Source organism: Pseudomonas sp. 05N432 (assembly GCF_056396945.1).
In genome coordinates this window covers 135,942-153,247 of the sequence record NZ_JBFTMM010000012.1, presented here as the reverse complement: position 1 = coordinate 153,247, position 17,306 = coordinate 135,942, and the positions used below count along the sequence as shown (strand labels likewise).

The 17,306-nt window shown below is 60.5% G+C and carries 16 protein-coding genes; 14 read left to right on the top strand and 2 right to left on the bottom strand.

The window, feature by feature from the left end; translation table 11 throughout:
• Window position 1 precedes the first annotated feature (1 nt).
• Window positions 2-538, bottom strand: a complete 537-nt coding sequence (locus tag AC1DHT_RS15000) for an NfeD family protein (protein WP_054595017.1) — start codon at window positions 536-538, stop codon at window positions 2-4.
• Window positions 539-752: 214 nt separating this feature from the next.
• On the opposite strand from AC1DHT_RS15000, the gene AC1DHT_RS14995 reads away from it, so the two are divergent.
• The 14 genes from AC1DHT_RS14995 to AC1DHT_RS14930 all read left to right on the top strand — a co-directional run bounded on the left by AC1DHT_RS14995 (window position 753) and on the right by AC1DHT_RS14930 (window position 16,674).
• Entirely contained in the window at window positions 753-1,214 is a 462-nt protein-coding gene (locus AC1DHT_RS14995) for an aminoacyl-tRNA deacylase (protein WP_054595018.1), read from the top strand.
• A gap of 139 nt (window positions 1,215-1,353) precedes the next feature.
• On the top strand, window positions 1,354-1,599 hold the full coding sequence (locus AC1DHT_RS14990) for a DUF2789 domain-containing protein (protein WP_427545053.1): 246 nt from the start codon (window positions 1,354-1,356) through the stop codon (window positions 1,597-1,599).
• 537 nt (window positions 1,600-2,136) lie between these two features.
• Entirely contained in the window at window positions 2,137-2,568 is a 432-nt protein-coding gene (locus AC1DHT_RS14985; RefSeq protein WP_427531309.1) for a MarR family winged helix-turn-helix transcriptional regulator, read from the top strand.
• Complete coding sequence (locus AC1DHT_RS14980; RefSeq protein ID WP_427545051.1) at window positions 2,565-4,643, top strand: FUSC family protein; 2,079 nt, start codon at window positions 2,565-2,567, stop codon at window positions 4,641-4,643. The genes AC1DHT_RS14985 and AC1DHT_RS14980 overlap by 4 nt, the downstream gene beginning before the upstream one ends.
• The gene (locus tag AC1DHT_RS14975) at window positions 4,640-4,849 is read left to right on the top strand and encodes a DUF1656 domain-containing protein (protein WP_017478036.1); all 210 of its coding nucleotides are present in this window, start codon (window positions 4,640-4,642) and stop codon (window positions 4,847-4,849) included. The genes AC1DHT_RS14980 and AC1DHT_RS14975 overlap by 4 nt, the downstream gene beginning before the upstream one ends.
• The gene (locus tag AC1DHT_RS14970) at window positions 4,846-5,736 is read left to right on the top strand and encodes an efflux RND transporter periplasmic adaptor subunit (protein ID WP_145022418.1); all 891 of its coding nucleotides are present in this window, start codon (window positions 4,846-4,848) and stop codon (window positions 5,734-5,736) included. Before AC1DHT_RS14975 ends, AC1DHT_RS14970 begins: the two co-directional genes overlap by 4 nt.
• Window positions 5,733-7,181 (top strand): efflux transporter outer membrane subunit, encoded by a 1,449-nt coding sequence (locus tag AC1DHT_RS14965; protein ID WP_427545048.1) that lies wholly within the window; start codon window positions 5,733-5,735, stop codon window positions 7,179-7,181. The genes AC1DHT_RS14970 and AC1DHT_RS14965 overlap by 4 nt, the downstream gene beginning before the upstream one ends.
• Window positions 7,182-7,264: 83 nt before the next feature.
• Window positions 7,265-7,900 (top strand): hypothetical protein, encoded by a 636-nt coding sequence (locus tag AC1DHT_RS14960; RefSeq protein WP_054595023.1) that lies wholly within the window; start codon window positions 7,265-7,267, stop codon window positions 7,898-7,900.
• Window positions 7,901-8,186: 286 nt separating this feature from the next.
• Window positions 8,187-9,698 (top strand): YdgA family protein, encoded by a 1,512-nt coding sequence (locus AC1DHT_RS14955; RefSeq protein ID WP_427545046.1) that lies wholly within the window; start codon window positions 8,187-8,189, stop codon window positions 9,696-9,698.
• A 302-nt stretch (window positions 9,699-10,000) separates the two neighbouring features.
• Entirely contained in the window at window positions 10,001-12,481 is a 2,481-nt protein-coding gene (pgaA, locus tag AC1DHT_RS14950; RefSeq protein ID WP_427545044.1) for a poly-beta-1,6 N-acetyl-D-glucosamine export porin PgaA, read from the top strand.
• 12 nt (window positions 12,482-12,493) lie between these two features.
• Window positions 12,494-14,491 (top strand): poly-beta-1,6-N-acetyl-D-glucosamine N-deacetylase PgaB, encoded by a 1,998-nt coding sequence (gene pgaB, locus AC1DHT_RS14945; protein WP_477761385.1) that lies wholly within the window; start codon window positions 12,494-12,496, stop codon window positions 14,489-14,491.
• A gap of 1 nt (window position 14,492) precedes the next feature.
• Window positions 14,493-15,854: a poly-beta-1,6-N-acetyl-D-glucosamine synthase gene (pgaC, locus tag AC1DHT_RS14940; RefSeq protein WP_427545040.1), complete on the top strand. Its 1,362-nt coding sequence runs from the start codon at window positions 14,493-14,495 to the stop codon at window positions 15,852-15,854.
• Window positions 15,851-16,372 carry a poly-beta-1,6-N-acetyl-D-glucosamine biosynthesis protein PgaD gene (gene pgaD / locus AC1DHT_RS14935; RefSeq protein WP_427545038.1) on the top strand — a complete coding sequence of 174 codons (522 nt, stop codon included), beginning with the start codon at window positions 15,851-15,853 and terminating at the stop codon, window positions 16,370-16,372. Before pgaC ends, pgaD begins: the two co-directional genes overlap by 4 nt.
• Window positions 16,373-16,494: 122 nt before the next feature.
• Complete coding sequence (locus AC1DHT_RS14930) at window positions 16,495-16,674, top strand: hypothetical protein (RefSeq protein ID WP_427545036.1); 180 nt, start codon at window positions 16,495-16,497, stop codon at window positions 16,672-16,674.
• Here the strand turns inward: AC1DHT_RS14930 and AC1DHT_RS14925 are convergent, their stop codons facing one another.
• A complete protein-coding gene (locus AC1DHT_RS14925) occupies window positions 16,675-17,274 on the bottom strand; it encodes a transglycosylase SLT domain-containing protein (RefSeq protein WP_256585307.1) in 600 nt (199 codons plus the stop codon).
• Window positions 17,275-17,306: the final 32 nt, after the last annotated feature.

Below are 17,306 nucleotides of genomic sequence, written 5' to 3'. Positions count from 1 at the left end.
ATCATTCTCCTTGCGGCGCCGCGTCAGCCGCGGCCACTTCCAGCAGCGTTCCCTTGCGTGCCACCACTCGCACCCGTTGCCCGGAATGCAAGGGTGTCTTGCAGTGCACCTGCCAGCGTTCACCTTGCAAATGCACCCAGCCCTTATGCGTATTGTGACCCTGCAACGCAGTCACCTGCGTGACGCTGCCAAGCAGCCCGGCATCGCCACTGACAATATGGCGCGGTCGGGTTTTCAGCGCGTGGAACAGCAGGGCGATCAACAGCAGGGCGCTGATCAGTCCAAGACCGATGATCAGTGGCGCAGGGACATCGGCATTGCTCACCATCACCGCGCCGATCACGAACATGGTGATGCCGCCCAGCCCGACCACACCGTAATTGGGCAGCACCACCTCCGCCACGAGCAGCGCAATACCCACCATCATCAGCCAGACGCCGAGCGGGTTGGGGACGACCACCACAACCGTATCTGTCGCGAAAGCCGATCCGCTCAAACCCAACAACAATGCAACCACATACCACCAGCGAGTGTTCACTTGACCCTCCAGGAGAGTCATCCGTCCGCGAGCCACACGGTGGCCCTGCTTATAGTCTAGTTGAGCCTTTGGCTGGATGATTCTTGATCAATTTTTGCGAGTTTCCAGTGGGCAGATTTATCAACGGGTACCGGCAGCAGGCCTAGACTTTAGAGGAGACGCCAACCTGTTTAATCATCGTCCGCCCGCCTTGCGACGGACACCGAGGTGCATCATGCGTATGGCAAGAACCGTGCAGCGCAGCCTGGAAGAGGCGCACTGCGAATTCGACGTAGTCTCTCACCCGCATTCGGCCAGCAGCCTGGAAACCGCCAGGGTGGCGGGCATTCCCGCTGAGCGCGTGGCGAAATCGGTGATCCTCGACGACCATCACGGCCACTACCTGATGGCCGTGTTGCCCGCCAGCCGACATCTGGACCTGACCAAAGTGCGTGGCAGCGGTGAATGGCAAGTCACCCGCGAAAGCACCCTGGCCCACCTGTTCAACGACTGTGAACGCGGCGCTGTTCCGGCCCTGGGCGAATCCTATGGCCTGGACATGGTCATCGACCCGATGCTGACCCGTCAGAAAGAGATCTACGTCGAAGCCGGCAACCACAACAACCTCGTGCACTTGAGCATGGACCAGTACCTGAAAATGGTGCCTCATGCCGAGGTGTGCGAACTGAGTCAGTAGCCATTATTGGCGGTGAATGCACCGCCGCCATCGCGGGCACCAGGCTCCCACAGGAACCGCCGTGTGTGGGAGCGTGGCTTGCCCGCGATGGACTGCGCAGCACTCCCCCGACCCTCTAAAAACCCAGGAGCCAATTCCCATGGAATCACCTACCCACAGCCTCCCCAACCTGTTCAAACAACTCGGCCTGCCCGACGACGCCGAAAGCATCGACAAATTCATCGCCACCCACTCACCGCTCAAACCCGAGTTGCACCTGGCCGATGCGTTTTTCTGGACCAAGAGCCAGGCGGATTTCCTGCGCGAGGACATCCTCGACGATGCCGACTGGGCGGAAGTGGTGGATCAGCTGGATGTGTTGTTGAGGAAGGGGCGGGGGGTGTAAAAAAATCTGACAGTTCGCAGAATGCCTGAATCCTTTGCACTCAAGGCTATCCAGGCTTTCGGCGTACGAATGGGCTAATAGGCCTGAAGAAAATTCCGAAGCTCGTCCGCTCGGTTGCGAACACCGAAACGCCCCCCCTATAGTTCGACCTGTCGCCGCGCATCGGCACCGATCTGCTGGAAACCCTCACCTCGATCACCCTTCGCGATCTCAATGACAAAGACTTCTACCGCTTGATCAACGCCGCGTACGTGTCATTGCGCGATGGGCTGGAAAGGTGGTCCTGAGGGCAAGTGCAAAACCTGTGGTTGCCCGCAATCCATGTGGGAGCGAGCCTGCTCGCGATGACGACACTCCATTCAACATCAACGTTGACTGACACACCGCTATCGCGAGCAGGCTCGCTCCCACAGGTGTCATGTGCGGCACCAATTTGTTTCAAAACTTGACTGAATTTCCCCTCCAATGCGATATTGATAGTTAGCAAACTAACAGTGTGCGAATTCTCCTGTGTCCCAGACCCTCGACGCCCTTCAGATGAACATCAGCAGTGCCATGGTGGTGGCCGCGCGGCATTGGCGGAAAATCTGCCAGACCACGCTGGTCAACTACGGCATTTCCGAAGCCTGCGCGGTCCCGTTGTTGATGATCGGGCGGCTGGGCGAGGGTGTGCGGCAGGTGACGGTGGCGCAGGCGGCGGGGATGGAGAGCCCGTCGCTGGTGCGTTTGCTCGATCAGTTGTGCCAGTCCGGGTATGTCTGCCGCACTGAAGATCCTCTTGATCGTCGCGCCAAGTGCCTGAGTCTGACCGAGACCGGCCGTGAGTTGGTGCAAGCGGTGGAAGCCGAGTTGGTGCGCTTGCGCCGTGTGGTGCTTGAAGGCATCGATCCAGCGGATCTTGAAGCCGCGCTGCGGGTGATTCGCGCATTCGAGACGGCAGAGCAGCAGTTACCGGTGACCCCCTCTTGAACGGATTTTTTAGCGGTATACCGCCGGCCCGCGACTGGTTTTACGGCGTGCGCACCTTCGCCGCGTCGATGATCGCGCTGTACATCGCCATGCTCATGCAAATGCCGCGTCCGTATTGGGCGATGGCCACGGTGTACATCGTTTCCAGCCCGTTCGTCGGGCCGACCAGTTCCAAGGCCCTGTACCGCGCCATCGGCACCTTGACCGGGGCAGCAGCGGCGTTGCTGTTTGTGCCGATGTTCGTCCAGAGCCCGTATGTGCTGGTGCTGGTCATCGCGCTGTGGACCGGCACCCTGCTGTTTCTGTCGATGCATTTGCGCACCGCCAATAACTACGCGCTGATGCTCGCCGGCTACACCTTGCCGCTGATCGCCCTGCCGGTGGTGGATAACCCGTTGGCGATATGGGATGTGGCGGAAGCGCGGACCGAAGAGATCTTCCTCGGCATCGTCTGCGCAGCGGTGGTTGGCAGTATGTTCTGGCCCCGGCGACTGGCGCCGGTGTTCGATGATGCGGTGAGCAAGTGGTTCAGCGAGGCGGTGACCTACAGCCAGCGCTTCCTGACCCGCAATGTGCAGCCCGAAGAAGTCAGCACCCTGCGCGCCTCGATGGTCGCCACGTTCAACTCCCTGGAGTTGATGATCGGCCAGTTACCCCACGAAGGTGCGCGGCCGCAAACCGTGCGCAACATCAAAGAACTGCGCGGACGGATGATTCACCTGCTGCCGGTGGTGGATGCGCTGGACGATGCGCTGTACGCCTTGCAGCGGCGCACACCTGAACTTGTGGACAAGTTCGCGCCGCTGCTGGCCGCGACTGTTGAGTGGCTCGACCGCACAGACGCTTCGGTCGAGCACTGGCAAGCCCTGCGCGCTCAACTTGAAGCCCTGCAACCGAGTGCCGAAGCGCTGGATGATCGCAAGCAATTGCTGTTTTCCAACGCGCTGTATCGCCTCGGCGAATGGATCGATTTGTGGCAAGACCTGCGCAGCCTGCAAGAAGCGATTCGCTGCGACAGCCAGGACAACTGGCGTGCGGTCTACCGTCATTGGCGGCTGGGCCGGCTGACACCTTTTCTCGACCGTGGGCTGATGCTCTATTCGGCGGCATCGACCGTGCTGGCGATCATCGTCGCCTCGGTGCTGTGGATTCTGCTTGGCTGGACCGACGGTGGCAGCGCGGTGATTCTGGCGGCAGTGGCGTGCAGCTTTTTTGCGGCGATGGACGACCCGGCACCGCAGATTTACCGATTCTTTTTCTGGACCGCGATGTCGGTGCTGTTCGCCAGCCTCTACCTGTTTTTGATCCTGCCAAACCTGCATGACTTTCCGATGCTGGTGCTGGCGTTCGCCGTGCCGTTTATCTGCGTCGGCACCCTGACCGTACAGCCGCGCTTCTACCTCGGCATGCTGCTGACCATCGTCAACACCTCGTCGTTTATCAGCATTCAGGGCGCCTACGACGCGGACTTTTTGAGCTTCGCCAACTCCAACCTCGCCGGGCCCATGGGCTTGTTGTTTGCCTTTATCTGGACCCTGGTGGCGCGGCCCTTCGGTTCGGAGCTGGCGGCCAAGCGTCTGACCCGTTTCAGCTGGCGCGACATTGTCGGCATGACCGAGCCGGCGAACCTCGCTGAACACCGGCACTTGGGTGTGCAGATGCTCGATCGGCTGATGCAGCATTTGCCGCGCCTGGCGATGACCGGTCAGGACACCGGCGTGGCGCTGCGCGAAGTGCGCGTGGCGCTGAACCTGCTGGACTTGCTGGCGTACGCGCCACGGGTGCAAGGGGGACCGAACGTCTTGCTGCGGCAGGTGGTGGCCGAGGTCGGTGAGTACTTCAAGGCCTGTCTCAAGGCTGGTGAACGCTTGCCGGCGCCAGCGCCGTTGCTGATGACGCTGGATCGCACCCGGCGCGCCCTCAATGGCCAAGGCCTGGAAGGTGACGGCGAAACCCGCCTGCACCTGCTGCACGCCCTCGCTGGTCTGCGTCTGGCGCTGTTGCCGGGCGTGGAGTTCATCGGTAACGAGACCGATGAACCGTTTCCCCAAGGTATCGATGGAGCGCCTTTATGATCGGTGATCTGGACATCAGCGGGGTGTTCCTGCCCACGTTGCTGGTGCTGATGGGTATTACGTACGTGCTGTACCTGGTGGTGCACGGGTTGCTGACGCGCCTGCACTTTTATCGTCTGGTCTGGCACCGGGCATTGTTCAACGTTGGTCTTTACGCCTTGCTGCTCGGCGCCGTGGACTCACTCAGTCGATACCTGATGACATGAAAAAACCTATTTTGACCCTTGGCCGTGTGGTGTTGACCCTGTTGGTGGTGACCTTTGCGGTCGTCGTGGTCTGGCGCATGGTGATGTATTACATGTTCGCTCCGTGGACCCGCGACGGGCACATTCGTGCGGATATCGTGCAGATCGCCCCGGACGTTTCCGGGCTGATCCAGCAAGTGGAAGTGCGTGACAACCAACCGGTGAAGCGCGGCCAGGTGCTGTTCAGCATCGACCAGGACCGTTTCAAACTGGCGCTGCGCCAGGCTAAGGCCGCGGTCGCCGACCGTCAGGAAACCCTGGCTCAGGCGCAACGTGAAGCCAAGCGCAACCGTGGCCTGGGCAATCTGGTGCCGGGCGAGCAACTGGAAGAAAGCCAGTCCCGCGTGGCCCGCGCCGAGGTGGCGTTGTCCGAGGCCCAGGTGTCGGTGGACAGCGCCCAGCTCAACCTCGACCGCTCGGTAATCCGCAGCCCGGTGGACGGTTACGTCAACGACCGCGCACCGCGTACTCAGGAGTTCGTTACCGCCGGGCGTCCGGTGTTGTCGGTGGTGGACAGCAATTCCTTCCACATCGACGGCTATTTCGAAGAAACCAAACTCGACGGCATTCACGTCGGCCAAGGTGTCGATATCCGCGTGATTGGCGACCGTGCACGGCTGCGCGGGCACGTCGAAAGTATCGTCGCCGGCATTGAAGACCGTGACCGCAGCAGCGGTTCGAACCTGCTGCCCAACGTTAATCCGGCGTTCAGCTGGGTGCGGTTGGCACAGCGGATTCCAGTGCGGATTGCCTTCGATGATGTGCCGGCAGATTTCCGCATGATTGCCGGGCGTACTGCGACCGTATCGATCATCGGCGACAAGCCTGAGCAGGAGCCGGAGCAATGAAAGCGGCCACCTGTTTAGCGACGGCCGGTCTCGGCTTGCTGCTGTCGGCCTGTCAGGTGGTGGGCCCGGATTACCATTTGCCTGAAGAGGCAGCGGTGCACCGCGCGGACTTTCAGGGCGATCTGACTGCGCATGGAAAAAATGTGGTCTCGGCGCCGGTGCCGGGCGACTGGTGGCGGTTGTACCAGGACCCGCGTCTGGATGAGCTGGTGCGCCAGGCCATGGCCACCAACACCGATTTGCGGGTGGCGGCAGCCAACCTGTCACGCGCCCGTGCCCGGGTCGAACAAGCCGAGTCGGCGGGCGGCTGGAGCGGTGGCGTGAAGGTGGGTGCCCAGCGCTTGCAGGAGTCTGGCGAGGCGTTTCTGATACCGGAAAAGGTTCCAGTGGCCAATGTCGGTGACATCGGCCTCACCACGTCTTATCAATTCGATCTGTTTGGCACGTTGCAGCGCGGCATCGAAGCGGCGAAGGCCAATGCCGATGCGACGCAAGCCGCAGCGGACACCGCACGCATCACCCTGGTCGCCGACGTCGTGCGCGCGTATACCCAAGTCTGCGCGGCCAACGAAGAGCGTGATATCGCCGAGCACTCACTGGACCTGCAAGGCCAGAGCACCGCGCTGACTCAGCGGCTGCGCGATGCCGGGCGCGGCGACGAAACCCAGGTCACCCGTTCGCAAACCCAGTTCAAATCCCTGCGCGCCGACATGCCGCGCTATGAAGCCGCCCGTCAGGCCGGGCTGTTCCGTTTGTCGATGCTGTTGGCCAAACCGGTGGATCAATTACCCGCGGGGACCAGCAGTTGTCACGAGCTGCCAAAGATTGCGCAATTGTTGCCGGTCGGTGACGGTGCCACCTTGCTCAAACGGCGACCGGATGTGCGCCAGGCCGAACGTCAGCTGGCGGCCGCGACGGCGGACATCGGCGTTGCGACCGGTGCGCTTTACCCGGATATCAGCATCGGCGCGACCGTCGGCACCGTGGGTATTCTCGATCACCTTGGCCAACCGCAAACCAATCGCTGGGGTTTCGGCCCGTTGCTGACCTGGACAGTGCCGTCCAACGGCTCCCGGGCACGGGTGCGTGAGGCTGAAGCGGCGACCCAAGGCGCGCTGGCGCACTTTGACGGGGTGGTGTTGAACGCGATCCGCGAAACCCAGACCAGTCTGGCGCAGTATTCCGCGCTGTTGCAGCGCCGCGATGCCTTGGTCGATGCCGAGCAATCGGCGCAGCTGGCGGCGGACCAGACGCACCGCTTCTTCCAGGCCGGTCGAGCGTCGTTCCTCGCCGATTTACAGGCGACCCGCACCTACACCGATGTGCGTGCGCAGGTGGCGACCGCCAATACTCAGGTCGCCATGAGCCAGATCGATTTGTTCCTGGCGCTGGGCGGCGGTTGGGAAAGCGGACGAACGCAAGGTTCACAGCCAACGAAACCCTGAGGCCGTTGCTATGCTTTTAGATGTCGGGTCTGCACAGGCGGGTCCGGCAGTCAAAGCTCGCATTGGTCATGGGGATTCCAATAATGAAAAACCCTTATGCTCCCGGCTTCTGGTGCGCAATTGTCGCGCTGGTGCTGCTTTCGGCTACGTATTTTTATGGCGTGATGCTGACGCACCAGATTGATAAGGCTTTGATCTTTCTCGACAGTGCCAGTGCGCTGATCGGGGTGATGTCGATCGCAGTCGCCGCCTGGGCTTTGCTGCAAACCCGGCGGATCAAGAAAAAACAACTCGAGCAAGGCAAAACCCTGGTGCTGATCTGGGACACCAAGGTGGCGTTGCGCCGGGTTGAAACGGTATTCGACCGGTATTTCTGGGGCAGTTACTGGCAACCGGGACGTACCTTTCAGGAAGTCATGGGCGAACTTACCGGAACCCCGCTGGAAAAAAGCCTCGAAGCACTCAAGACCCAATGCCTGGCCCTCGACAAACAGGTCACCGATGAAGGCTGGCACTGGCTGAACAACGCCCGCGAACTGTCTGACGTGGCCAACGCCATGGCCCGCGAACGCTATCAACTGGATTTTTGCGACCCGCGCGCGGATTCACCGAATGGCGCGGTAATCAATCGGGATTTTGAAGTGCTGGTCTATACATGGACGGCACGGCTGAAAAGCTTTGATCATCAGCTGGATGAGATAGAGGTGCAGTATTCCTGATTCGATGTTGGCAGGACTGCCGTCATCGCGAGCAGGCTCGCTCCCACATTGGAACTGTGATCAACGCAAATCCCCTGTGGGAGCGAGCTTGCTCGCGATGGCGATCGAGTAATCAACGAAAATCCCGCACCCGCGCTCCATAGACACTCTTTCACCTTTAATCATTGGGCCGCTCCGCGGTGCTAATGCTAATCTCATCGCACTTTTAGCGGAGTCGAGCCGCAACCCGTCGAGGGTTCAGGGAAGACGACCACATTTTCAACAACGGACATTGATCGGATCATTCATGAATAAATCAGCAGGCGTGCTTCTGGGAATTGTTGTCGCCATCGGTGCAATCAGCGCCGGCGGCGCCTGGTACACCGGTACGAAGCTGGAAGGGGTGCTGCAAACCTCAATCGCTGACGCCAACAAAGAGCTGCAAACGGCGATGGTCGGTTCCAAAGGCACCGCGACCCTGGAACTGGTGTCGCTGGATCGCCAATTGTTCAGCAGCACCGCGCACTACCGCCTCAAGGGCCAGGGCGAAATGTTCGGCGAGAACCCCGAAGGCGTAGAGCTGCTGTTCGTTGACCACATCGAACACGGCCCGCTGCCATTCTCGCGCCTGGTGTCGCTGAAATGGCTGCCGGTCATGGCGACGAGTCACTACTCGCTGGAAAAGACCCCAACCACCGAAAAGTGGTTCGCTGCCACCAAGGACCTGTCCCCGCTCAAGGGGGTGGTCAACATCGGCTATGACCGTGCCACCAGCGGCAACCTTGAACTGCTGCCCGTCGAAACGGCACTGGACGACAAGTCCACGTTGAAGTTTTCCGGGCTGAACCTCGACGTGTCGGCCAGCGCCCAGGCCCAGAAGGTCAAGGCTGACGGATACATGGACAGCCTCACGCTGACCAGCATTGCCGAAGACCAGTCCCCGGTGAAAATCGAATTGAATGGCCTGACCCTGGCCAGCAACCTCAGCAAAAGCAGCTATGGCTACTACCTGGGGGAAAACGTCGTCGAGCTGACCAGCACCAGGACTACCTTTGGCGACAAACAGTCGGTGATGACCTTCAAGAACGCTGAAATGAAGAGTTCCACCACCGAGTCCGGGACCAACGCGGCAGGGCGTGCCGATTACAAGATTGGCGAAATCGCCCTCAATGACAAGCCCCTCGGCTCCGCGAAAATGGCCTGGAGCATGAAAAACCTCGATATCCCGTCGACGCTGTCGCTGGTGCAGATCTACCAGAACAAACTGCAGCCCTACGAAGCGGCCGCCGCTGCCGCTGCCGCAGCGGGTGAGCCGGCGCCCGAGCTGAACCTGACCGACGCCGAACAGGCACAGGTCAAGGCGAGTCTGGAGACACTGCTGGCCGCCCAGCCACAGGTCGCGCTGGAGAACTTTTCGTTCACCACCCCGAACGGTGAAAGCCGTGCCAGCCTGGTGATTGACCTGACCAAGCCGACATCGCTGGACCTGCCACCCGACCAGTTGGGCAAGCAAATGATTGCCCTGCTGGACTTCAATCTGAAGATCTCCAAGCCGATGATCACCGATCTGGTGACGGTGCAGGCGCAGGTGGAAGGCCAGACCGACATCAAGGTCGTTGCCGATCAAGCCACTGCGACCAGCGACATGGTCAGCAGCATGGCTGTCGGTACGCAACTGGCAACGCTGGACGGCAACAACATCGTTTCCAAACTGCACTACGCCAATAATCAGGTGGACTTCAACGGCCAGAAGATGACCGTCGAACAGTTCGTCGGTTTCGTGATGAGCAAGCTCAACACTGCTGGCGTACCCCAGTAAACGACCCACCGCTGGACTTGAACGAACGCTCTAGACCGCAGGTTACAAGCTAGCGCCCGGCCCTCCGAACTTGCGGATTGGCTGGGCGTTTTGCTGTCTGGTGCCCGTAAATCAAGGCTGTAGGGCGCACGGGGGTTAAGCCGTTGTACTGAATCTGAATAAATGTTGTGTTCCTGATAGTGGTCTAACCTTGCGTGAAATACTGCGTTTGCAAAACCTTGTCGGGTGATTGCCCGACTTCCCGTTTCAAACCAGGCAAGGGGGGTATGAGACTCCGGCTCGCCATGTAAGGATGCTGACGAATGCCACGTATTACTCGTCCTTTTATTGTTCTTGGCTTGCGCCCTCTGATTCGCGTGGCCTTGTGCAGCCAACTGCTTTGGCCGAGTCTGGCGTTCGCGGATACCGCCTACGACCAAATGATTCGCGATGCGCGTACTGGTAACTACGCACCGGTGTTGACGCTGTTACGCAACGTGCCTGCTAACCAGGTGACCACCGGCCAGGTCAGCGACCATTTGCAGATCGCCAGTTGGGCGGGTCTCGACGCCGAAGTGGTTCAGGTCTATGAAACCCAGGGGCGCAACCGGGTGCTGCCGATTCAGGCGCTGACCGCCACCGCTCGTGCCTACCGTAATCTCAAGCGCTGGGACTCTGCCACCGAGCTCTACCGCAAGGCACTGGCGCTCGAACCTGCGAATGCTGACCTGCAACTCGGCCTGGCCATGACCCAGGCTGATTCTGGAAACCCCGTCGAGGCTGTCAACCGTGCCAAGGCTCTCGTCGCGGCCAAACCTGACGATCCGGCCCGGCGCCTGGCGCTGGGCTACGCCTTGACCCGTTCCGGTGCGACCTATGACGCGTTGTTCGAATACGACCAGGCGTTCATCCGCGCCGGGAGCAAACCTGACGTCGCCCGCGAATACGTTTTCGCCCTGCAACGCGCACGGCTGCCAGAGCCGGCTTTGCGTCTGGCCCGTCAACGTCCGGGATTGATCGATCCGGTGACGCAGCGCCGCCTCGAAGGTGATGTGGCGGCAGAGCGCGTGCGGCTGGCGGAATTTGCCACGCGCAGTGAAAAAGAACGTTACGACATCGCCGATCGTGCCTTGAGCGACTACGACCAGTTGCTGGCGACCTGGACCCCGGATGCACAGGCTCACGACGACGTGGTTCGTTGGCGCATCGACCGCATGGGCGCACTCAAGGCCCGCGCGCGCACGGCTGAGGTCATCGGCGAATACCAGAAACTGCTCGCTGAAAACGTGAAAATTCCAACCTACGCCATGCGCTGGGTGGCGGCTTCCTATCTGGATCAACGTCAACCGGACGTCGCGACAGACTTGTATCGCCAAGTGCTGGTCGCACCGGACGCCGACCCGGCTGACCGGGTAGAAGACACCACGGCGCTGTTCTACGCCTTGATGGAAAGCGATAAACCGCAGGAAGCACGCACCGTCGCCGAAAACCTGGCCAAGACTCAGCGCTCGCGGGTGGAGCTCAAAGGTTTGCCGATCGGCAATCCCAACGATTCATGGATGGACGCGCAACAACTGGCCGCCCAGGCGGGCATCTATAGCGGTAACTTGCCCGCTAGCCAGCAAGGCCTGGATGCCTTGGTCGAACAAGCGCCGGGCAACGTCGGTTTGCGTCTGGCGCAGGCGAATGTCTACCTGGCGCGTGCCTGGCCACGCCGTGCAGAAAATCTGCTCAAGGAAACCGAGAGCATGGCGCCGCGAGATATCGGTCTGGAAGTCGCGCAAGGGCATACCGCGCAGGATTTGCAGGAGTGGCGCCAGCTCGATGCGTTGACCGATGACGTCGCTGCGCGATTCCCGGACAACCGTGCAGTGCAGCGTTTGGAGCGTCAGCGTGAGGTGCACGACATGGCCGAACTGCGCGTGTCGACCTATGGCGGCAAGAGTTATGGCGGTGGCAGCAACGGTGCCGGTGCAGTCGCTGGCAGCAAGGACTTTGGCATTGAGACCACGCTTTACAGTCCACCGATCGATGAGGACTGGCGTGTGTTTGCAGGTGCCGGTTATGCCACTGGTGACTTCCAGGAAGGCACCGGTCGTGACCGTGTCGAACGGCTTGGTGTCGAGCGCCGAACCCGCGATATGACACTGGAAGCGCAAGTCTCCAATCACAACTTCGGCTATGGCAACAAACAGGGCGCGCGCCTGTCGATTGCCCGCGACATCAATGATGCCTGGCAGTATGGCGGCAGCCTCGACTACCTCTCGGCCAATACGCCGCTGCGGGCACTGAACAGTGACGTCACCGCCAACGGCGGCAGCGGTTTCCTGCGCTGGCGCGCCAACGAAAGCCGCGAGTGGAAACTGGCGGTCAGCCCGTCGCACTTCAGCGATGGCAACAATCGTCTCGAAGCATTGCTGACCGGACGCGAAGGCGTGTACAGCGCGCCGGGGGTGCAGGTCGACCTCGGTCTGGAGGTCGGCACCAGCCACAACAGCAAGAATGAGGACGTTCCCTACTTCAACCCTAAGTCGGACTTCAGCGTCCTGCCGACGGTCAGCGTCAATCACGTGCTCTATCACCGCTACGAAACTTCGTGGAGTCAGCAGTTCCAGGTCGGTGCCGGTACATACAGCCAGCGTGATTACTCCACTGGCGGTGTAGGCCTGCTCAGCTACGGCCAGCGCTTGAGCTGGAATGATGTGTTCGAGGTCGGTGCCGCGCTGAGCGCGATCAACCGGCCCTTCGACGGCGATCGAGAAACCGATCTGCGTCTGCTCGTCGACCTTACCTACCGTTTCTAGAAGAGTTTGAAGATGCCTCTGATGACCCGTTGCATCCTTCTGCTAGGCGTTTTGCTGATCAGCGCCTGCGCCCGGCAAGCCCCGACCTTTGTGCCACCGGCACAGCGACCGCTGCCGGCCAATGAAACGCCATGGCCGAAAAACCATGTGTTGGGAATTGCCTATCACGATGTCGAAGATCGCGACCCTGATCAGGCGGTCGTTGCGGTGCGCACCGAGCGGATGATCGAGCAGCTCGCGTGGCTGCGTGAGAACGGCTACAAACCCGTCACCGTCGATCAGATCATCGCCGCGCGCAAGGGGGGGGCCGAACTGCCGGCCAAAGCCATTCTGTTGAGTTTCGACGATGGTTATTCGAGCTTCTACACCCGTGTGCTACCGGTGCTGCGGGCCTATAACTGGCATGCCTTGCTGGCGCCCGTCGGTACCTGGATCGATACACCACCGGATAAGCTCGTGGACTTCGCAGGCGATATGCGACCGCGTTCGGAGTTTTTGACCTGGGCGCAGATCACTGAAATTTCCAGGTCCGGGCTGGTGGAAATCGCCGCTCACACCGACGCCAGCCACAAAGGCATCCTGGCCAATCCGCAAGGCAACCTGCAGCCGGCGGCGGCGACTCGTCGTTATGACGCTGCGACCGGTCGCTATGAGTCGGAAGCGGATTTCCAGGCTCGTCTGCGCAAGGACGTGGTCACCATTACCGAAAAAATCCGCAAGGCTACCGGTTATAACCCGCGTGTATGGGTCTGGCCGTACGGCACGGCCGATGGCACCGCATTGCAGGTGATCGATTCCCAGGGTTACCAGATGGYCCTGACCCTGGATGACGGGCTCGATGCACTCGACAACCTGATGAGCAGCCCGCGTTTCCTGGTGGCCTCGGACCCGGATGGCGAACACTTTGCCAACAGCATCGTCGCGGTGCAGTCCAGCTCACCGATGCGCGTGGTGCATGTCGACCTGGACAACGTTTATGACCCGGACCCGGCCCAGCAGGAAGTCAATCTGGGCAAGCTGATCCAGCGCATGGCCGACATGGGCGCCAACACCGTGTTCCTGCAAGCCTTCGCCGATCCACAGGGCGACGGTCTGGTGCACTCGTTGTACTTCCCGAACCGCCACCTTCCGGTTCGCGCCGACATCTTCGACCGGGTGGCCTGGCAGTTGCGTACTCGCGCCCACGTCAAGGTTTTTGCCTGGATGCCGGTGCTCAGCTTTGCCCTCGATCCAAAACTGCCCCGGGTCACCCGTTGGGACCCGGCCACAGGCCAGACCTCGGTTGACCCGGGACAGTATCGACGGCTGTCGCCGTTCGACCCGACCGTGCGGCGCATCATCGGTGAAATCTACGAGGACGTGGCGCGTCTGACCTCGGTCGACGGCATCCTCTACCACGACGATGCAGTGCTGTCGGACTTCGAGGACGCCAGTCCCGAAGCCTTGCGCACCTATGCGGCCAACGGTTTGCCGGGGTCAATGGCGGCCCTGCGCGATGATCCGGCGATGATGCAGCGCTGGACTCGGTTCAAGAGTCGCTACCTGATCGACTTCACCAAAGAGCTCACCGCCAAGGTTCGCGCCATTCGTGGGCCACAGGTGCTGACGGCGCGCAACATCTTCGCCGAACCGATGCTCAATCCGCCCAGTGAGGCTTGGTTCGCGCAGAACCTCGACGACTTCCTCGGCACCTATGACTGGACCGCACCGATGGCAATGCCGTTGATGGAAGGTAAACCCCTCAAGCAATCGGGTGAATGGCTCGAAGAGTTGGTGGCCACGGTCAAGGTCCGGCCGAGAGCACTGGAGCGCACGGTGTTCGAATTGCAGGCCCGGGACTGGACGAAGAAAAGCGGCGCCGACATCGATGGCGGGCAACTGACTGACTGGATGGGTCGCCTCAAACGCCAGGGAGCGACCAGTTTCGGTTACTACCCGGACAACTTCCTTGAGAACCAGCCGGACCTGAAAACCGTGCGTCCCGCGCTCTCCGACAAGTGGAATCCATAACATGCTGGATAGACTTCTAGCTCTGCTGGTCCTGGCGATCGTCCTGGGGATTCCCCTGGGGCTGATCTTTCTGGTCACCGGGCAATTCTTGATGGACTTCGTGTTTTTCTATCCGCTGTTCATGTCCGGACTGTGGATCGCCGGTGGCCTGTATTTCTGGCTGCACTGGGAGCGCCACTGGCCGTGGACGGACGACACGCTGCCGCCGCCGCTGGCGGGTGAGCCGCTGATTTCGATCCTGATCCCTTGCTACAACGAGGGCGATAACGCGGCCGATACCATTCATGCCGCGCTGGGTCAGCATTACCCGAACATCGAAGTGATCGCGATCAACGACGGCTCCAAGGACAACACCGCCGCTGTGCTCGATGCCCTCGCTGCCGAAGACCCACGCTTGCGGGTGCTGCACCTGGCGGAAAACCAGGGTAAAGCGGTGGCCTTGCGCATGGGCGCGATTGCCGCGCGCAGTGAGTACCTGGTGTGTATTGACGGCGATGCCTTGCTCGCACCGAACACGGCGGCCTATCTGGTGGCGCCGATGCTCGACAACGCGCGACTCGGCGCGGTGACCGGCAACCCACGGATTCGAACCCGTTCGACGCTGGTCGGGCGTGTTCAGGTCGGCGAGTTTTCTTCGATCATCGGTTTGATCAAGCGCACCCAACGGGTCTTCGGGCGGATTTTTACCGTGTCCGGGGTGATCGTGGCGTTCCGTCGTTCGGCGTTGCATCGGGTCGGCTATTGGAGCCCGGACATGATCACCGAAGACATCGACATCAGCTGGAAGCTGCAACTGGATCACTGGAGCATCTTCTACGAGCCGCGCGCGCTGTGCTGGATTCTGATGCCGGAAACCCTGTCCGGGTTGTGGAAGCAGCGTTTGCGCTGGGCCCAGGGCGGCGCCGAGGTGCTGTTCAAAAACATCCGCGGCATCTGGCAGTACCGCCATCGCTACCTCTGGCCGCTGCTGTTCGAGTACTGCCTGTCCACCGGCTGGGCCTTCACCTTTTTTCTGTCGGTGATTTTCTGGGGCGTGGGCAAGTTCGTCGACATGCCGGCCGCCATTGCCGTGCACCACTTGCTGCCGCCGGCTTTCACCGGGCTGTTGCTGGCGATGGTCTGCTTGCTGCAGTTCGCGGTCAGCATCCTGATCGACCGTCGCTACGAGCGCGGGCTGTGGAAAACCATGTTCTGGGTGGTCTGGTACCCGCTGGTGTTCTGGTTCATCAGTTTGCTCACCACCCTGGTCAGCTTCCCCAAAGTGCTGTTTGGCCAACATCAGAAGCGTGCGCGCTGGGTCAGTCCCGACCGTGGCATCAAGCCGCTGAATGAGGATGACGATGACGAGGAGTTCAGCAAATGAAAATCATCAGAACCCGTCAACGACCATTTCTGGTCGTCATTGATGCCTTTTTCACGGTATTGGCCTGGGTCGGCTTGCTGTACCTGCTGGTAAGCGGCCTCTGGCCATTGTTTGATACCCACGAAGGGTTGCGTATCGAATCGACAATGCTCGACGGCCTTGGCACGCTGCAAATCTACTTGTGGGTGGCGCTGTTCAACGCGGTGGTCCTGATCTCCTGGGCGCGTTACCAGCACCGCAAGAGCAAAAGCTTCGCCCAGCGTCGTCTACCGGCACCGGTGATCGATGACAAAGGCTTGAGCATAAGCTTCAACCTGACCGAAGAGCATCTGGCTCAGCTGCGCGATCTGGGAACCATGGTGATCCACAACAACGAAGACGGCGACGTCAGCCACGTTGTCCCACGCTTCTTTCGCATCGATCCCGAGCTCCAGAAGCAGTTGCACCCGCCGGCCTCACTGGTGCAGCAGAAGGCGTTGGTGTTGGCGGCAAATGACGATCAGATGCCTGTGACGTGAGCTGCGGTAAGGTTTGACTGAAAGTTTTACAGGGCTATTGCGGTCCGGGTGTTCAGGGCATTGGCGTCGTTCGTTGAAAGCGAGCACTATCAAGCCAATTACTGGTGCGTTGGAGGCCAGCTGTGACACAACGAATTGACCGCATTGCCCAATTGCTCAACTGCCCGATCAAGGGCGAAGACATGCGCCGGGCGATCACTGAAGCGCGCAAGGACTTTCTGCTCGACGACGATGAAGAGGATGACGACGAGGAGGAACCTGCCGAGGTGGACGTCGTGGATGAGCAGTCATCCAAGGCATGACTACCACCAGCTGCGGTTGCTCTCCAACTCGCCCCTGCATTGCCGGAGTTGCCAGCCATAATCTTTTGCCTGTTGCTCGACCTTGCGCGCGACCTGCATCAGCCAGGGTTTCTGTAGATAGGTCTGGCGACTGAACCCGCCACGTCCTTCGTGGTAGGCAAGGTACTGGCTGTAGGCATCCCACTTGGAAACCCCCAACTGACGCTGAGTGCCGGCGACGTACCAGCCGACGAACATGATCGCGTCGTCAAAGTTGTCACGCGAACCGCCATTGCCGGTCGCACTCTTGTACTCGCTCCACACCGGATCCTGCGCCTGGGCATAGCCATACGCCGAGCTGACCCGTCCCCAGGGAATAACCCACAAAAAGTAGTAGCGAGGGGGCAGGGCATCGTGCACAAAGCTGCTTTCCTGCTTGATGATCGCCATCGCCACATGCGGCGGCAGGCCCCAGGCCTTCTCCATCTTCAGCGAATCTTCGTACCAGGCCGGGTATTGGCGGTAGATGCTGCAAAGGTTGCTTTGCTCTCTTGGCGGTGTCGTCGAGCAACCCGCCAACAAGCCCAAGGCGATGAGTACGACTAAAAAACGTCCGTGCAAAAATCACTCACTTGGCGATTGGCCAATCCTTA

Coding starts and splice junctions, on each gene's coding strand:
- AC1DHT_RS14970 (WP_145022418.1), top strand. CDS start 4,846: ATGAAAAAACCTATTTTGACCCTTGGCCGTGTGGTGTTGACCCTGTTG.
- AC1DHT_RS14960 (WP_054595023.1), top strand. CDS start 7,265: ATGAAAAACCCTTATGCTCCCGGCTTCTGGTGCGCAATTGTCGCGCTG.
- AC1DHT_RS14965 (WP_427545048.1), top strand. CDS start 5,733: ATGAAAGCGGCCACCTGTTTAGCGACGGCCGGTCTCGGCTTGCTGCTG.
- pgaC (WP_427545040.1), top strand. CDS start 14,493: ATGCTGGATAGACTTCTAGCTCTGCTGGTCCTGGCGATCGTCCTGGGG.
- AC1DHT_RS14995 (WP_054595018.1), top strand. CDS start 753: ATGCGTATGGCAAGAACCGTGCAGCGCAGCCTGGAAGAGGCGCACTGC.
- AC1DHT_RS14975 (WP_017478036.1), top strand. CDS start 4,640: ATGATCGGTGATCTGGACATCAGCGGGGTGTTCCTGCCCACGTTGCTG.
- pgaA (WP_427545044.1), top strand. CDS start 10,001: ATGCCACGTATTACTCGTCCTTTTATTGTTCTTGGCTTGCGCCCTCTG.
- AC1DHT_RS14985 (WP_427531309.1), top strand. CDS start 2,137: ATGAACATCAGCAGTGCCATGGTGGTGGCCGCGCGGCATTGGCGGAAA.
- AC1DHT_RS14990 (WP_427545053.1), top strand. CDS start 1,354: ATGGAATCACCTACCCACAGCCTCCCCAACCTGTTCAAACAACTCGGC.
- AC1DHT_RS14955 (WP_427545046.1), top strand. CDS start 8,187: ATGAATAAATCAGCAGGCGTGCTTCTGGGAATTGTTGTCGCCATCGGT.
- pgaD (WP_427545038.1), top strand. CDS start 15,851: ATGAAAATCATCAGAACCCGTCAACGACCATTTCTGGTCGTCATTGAT.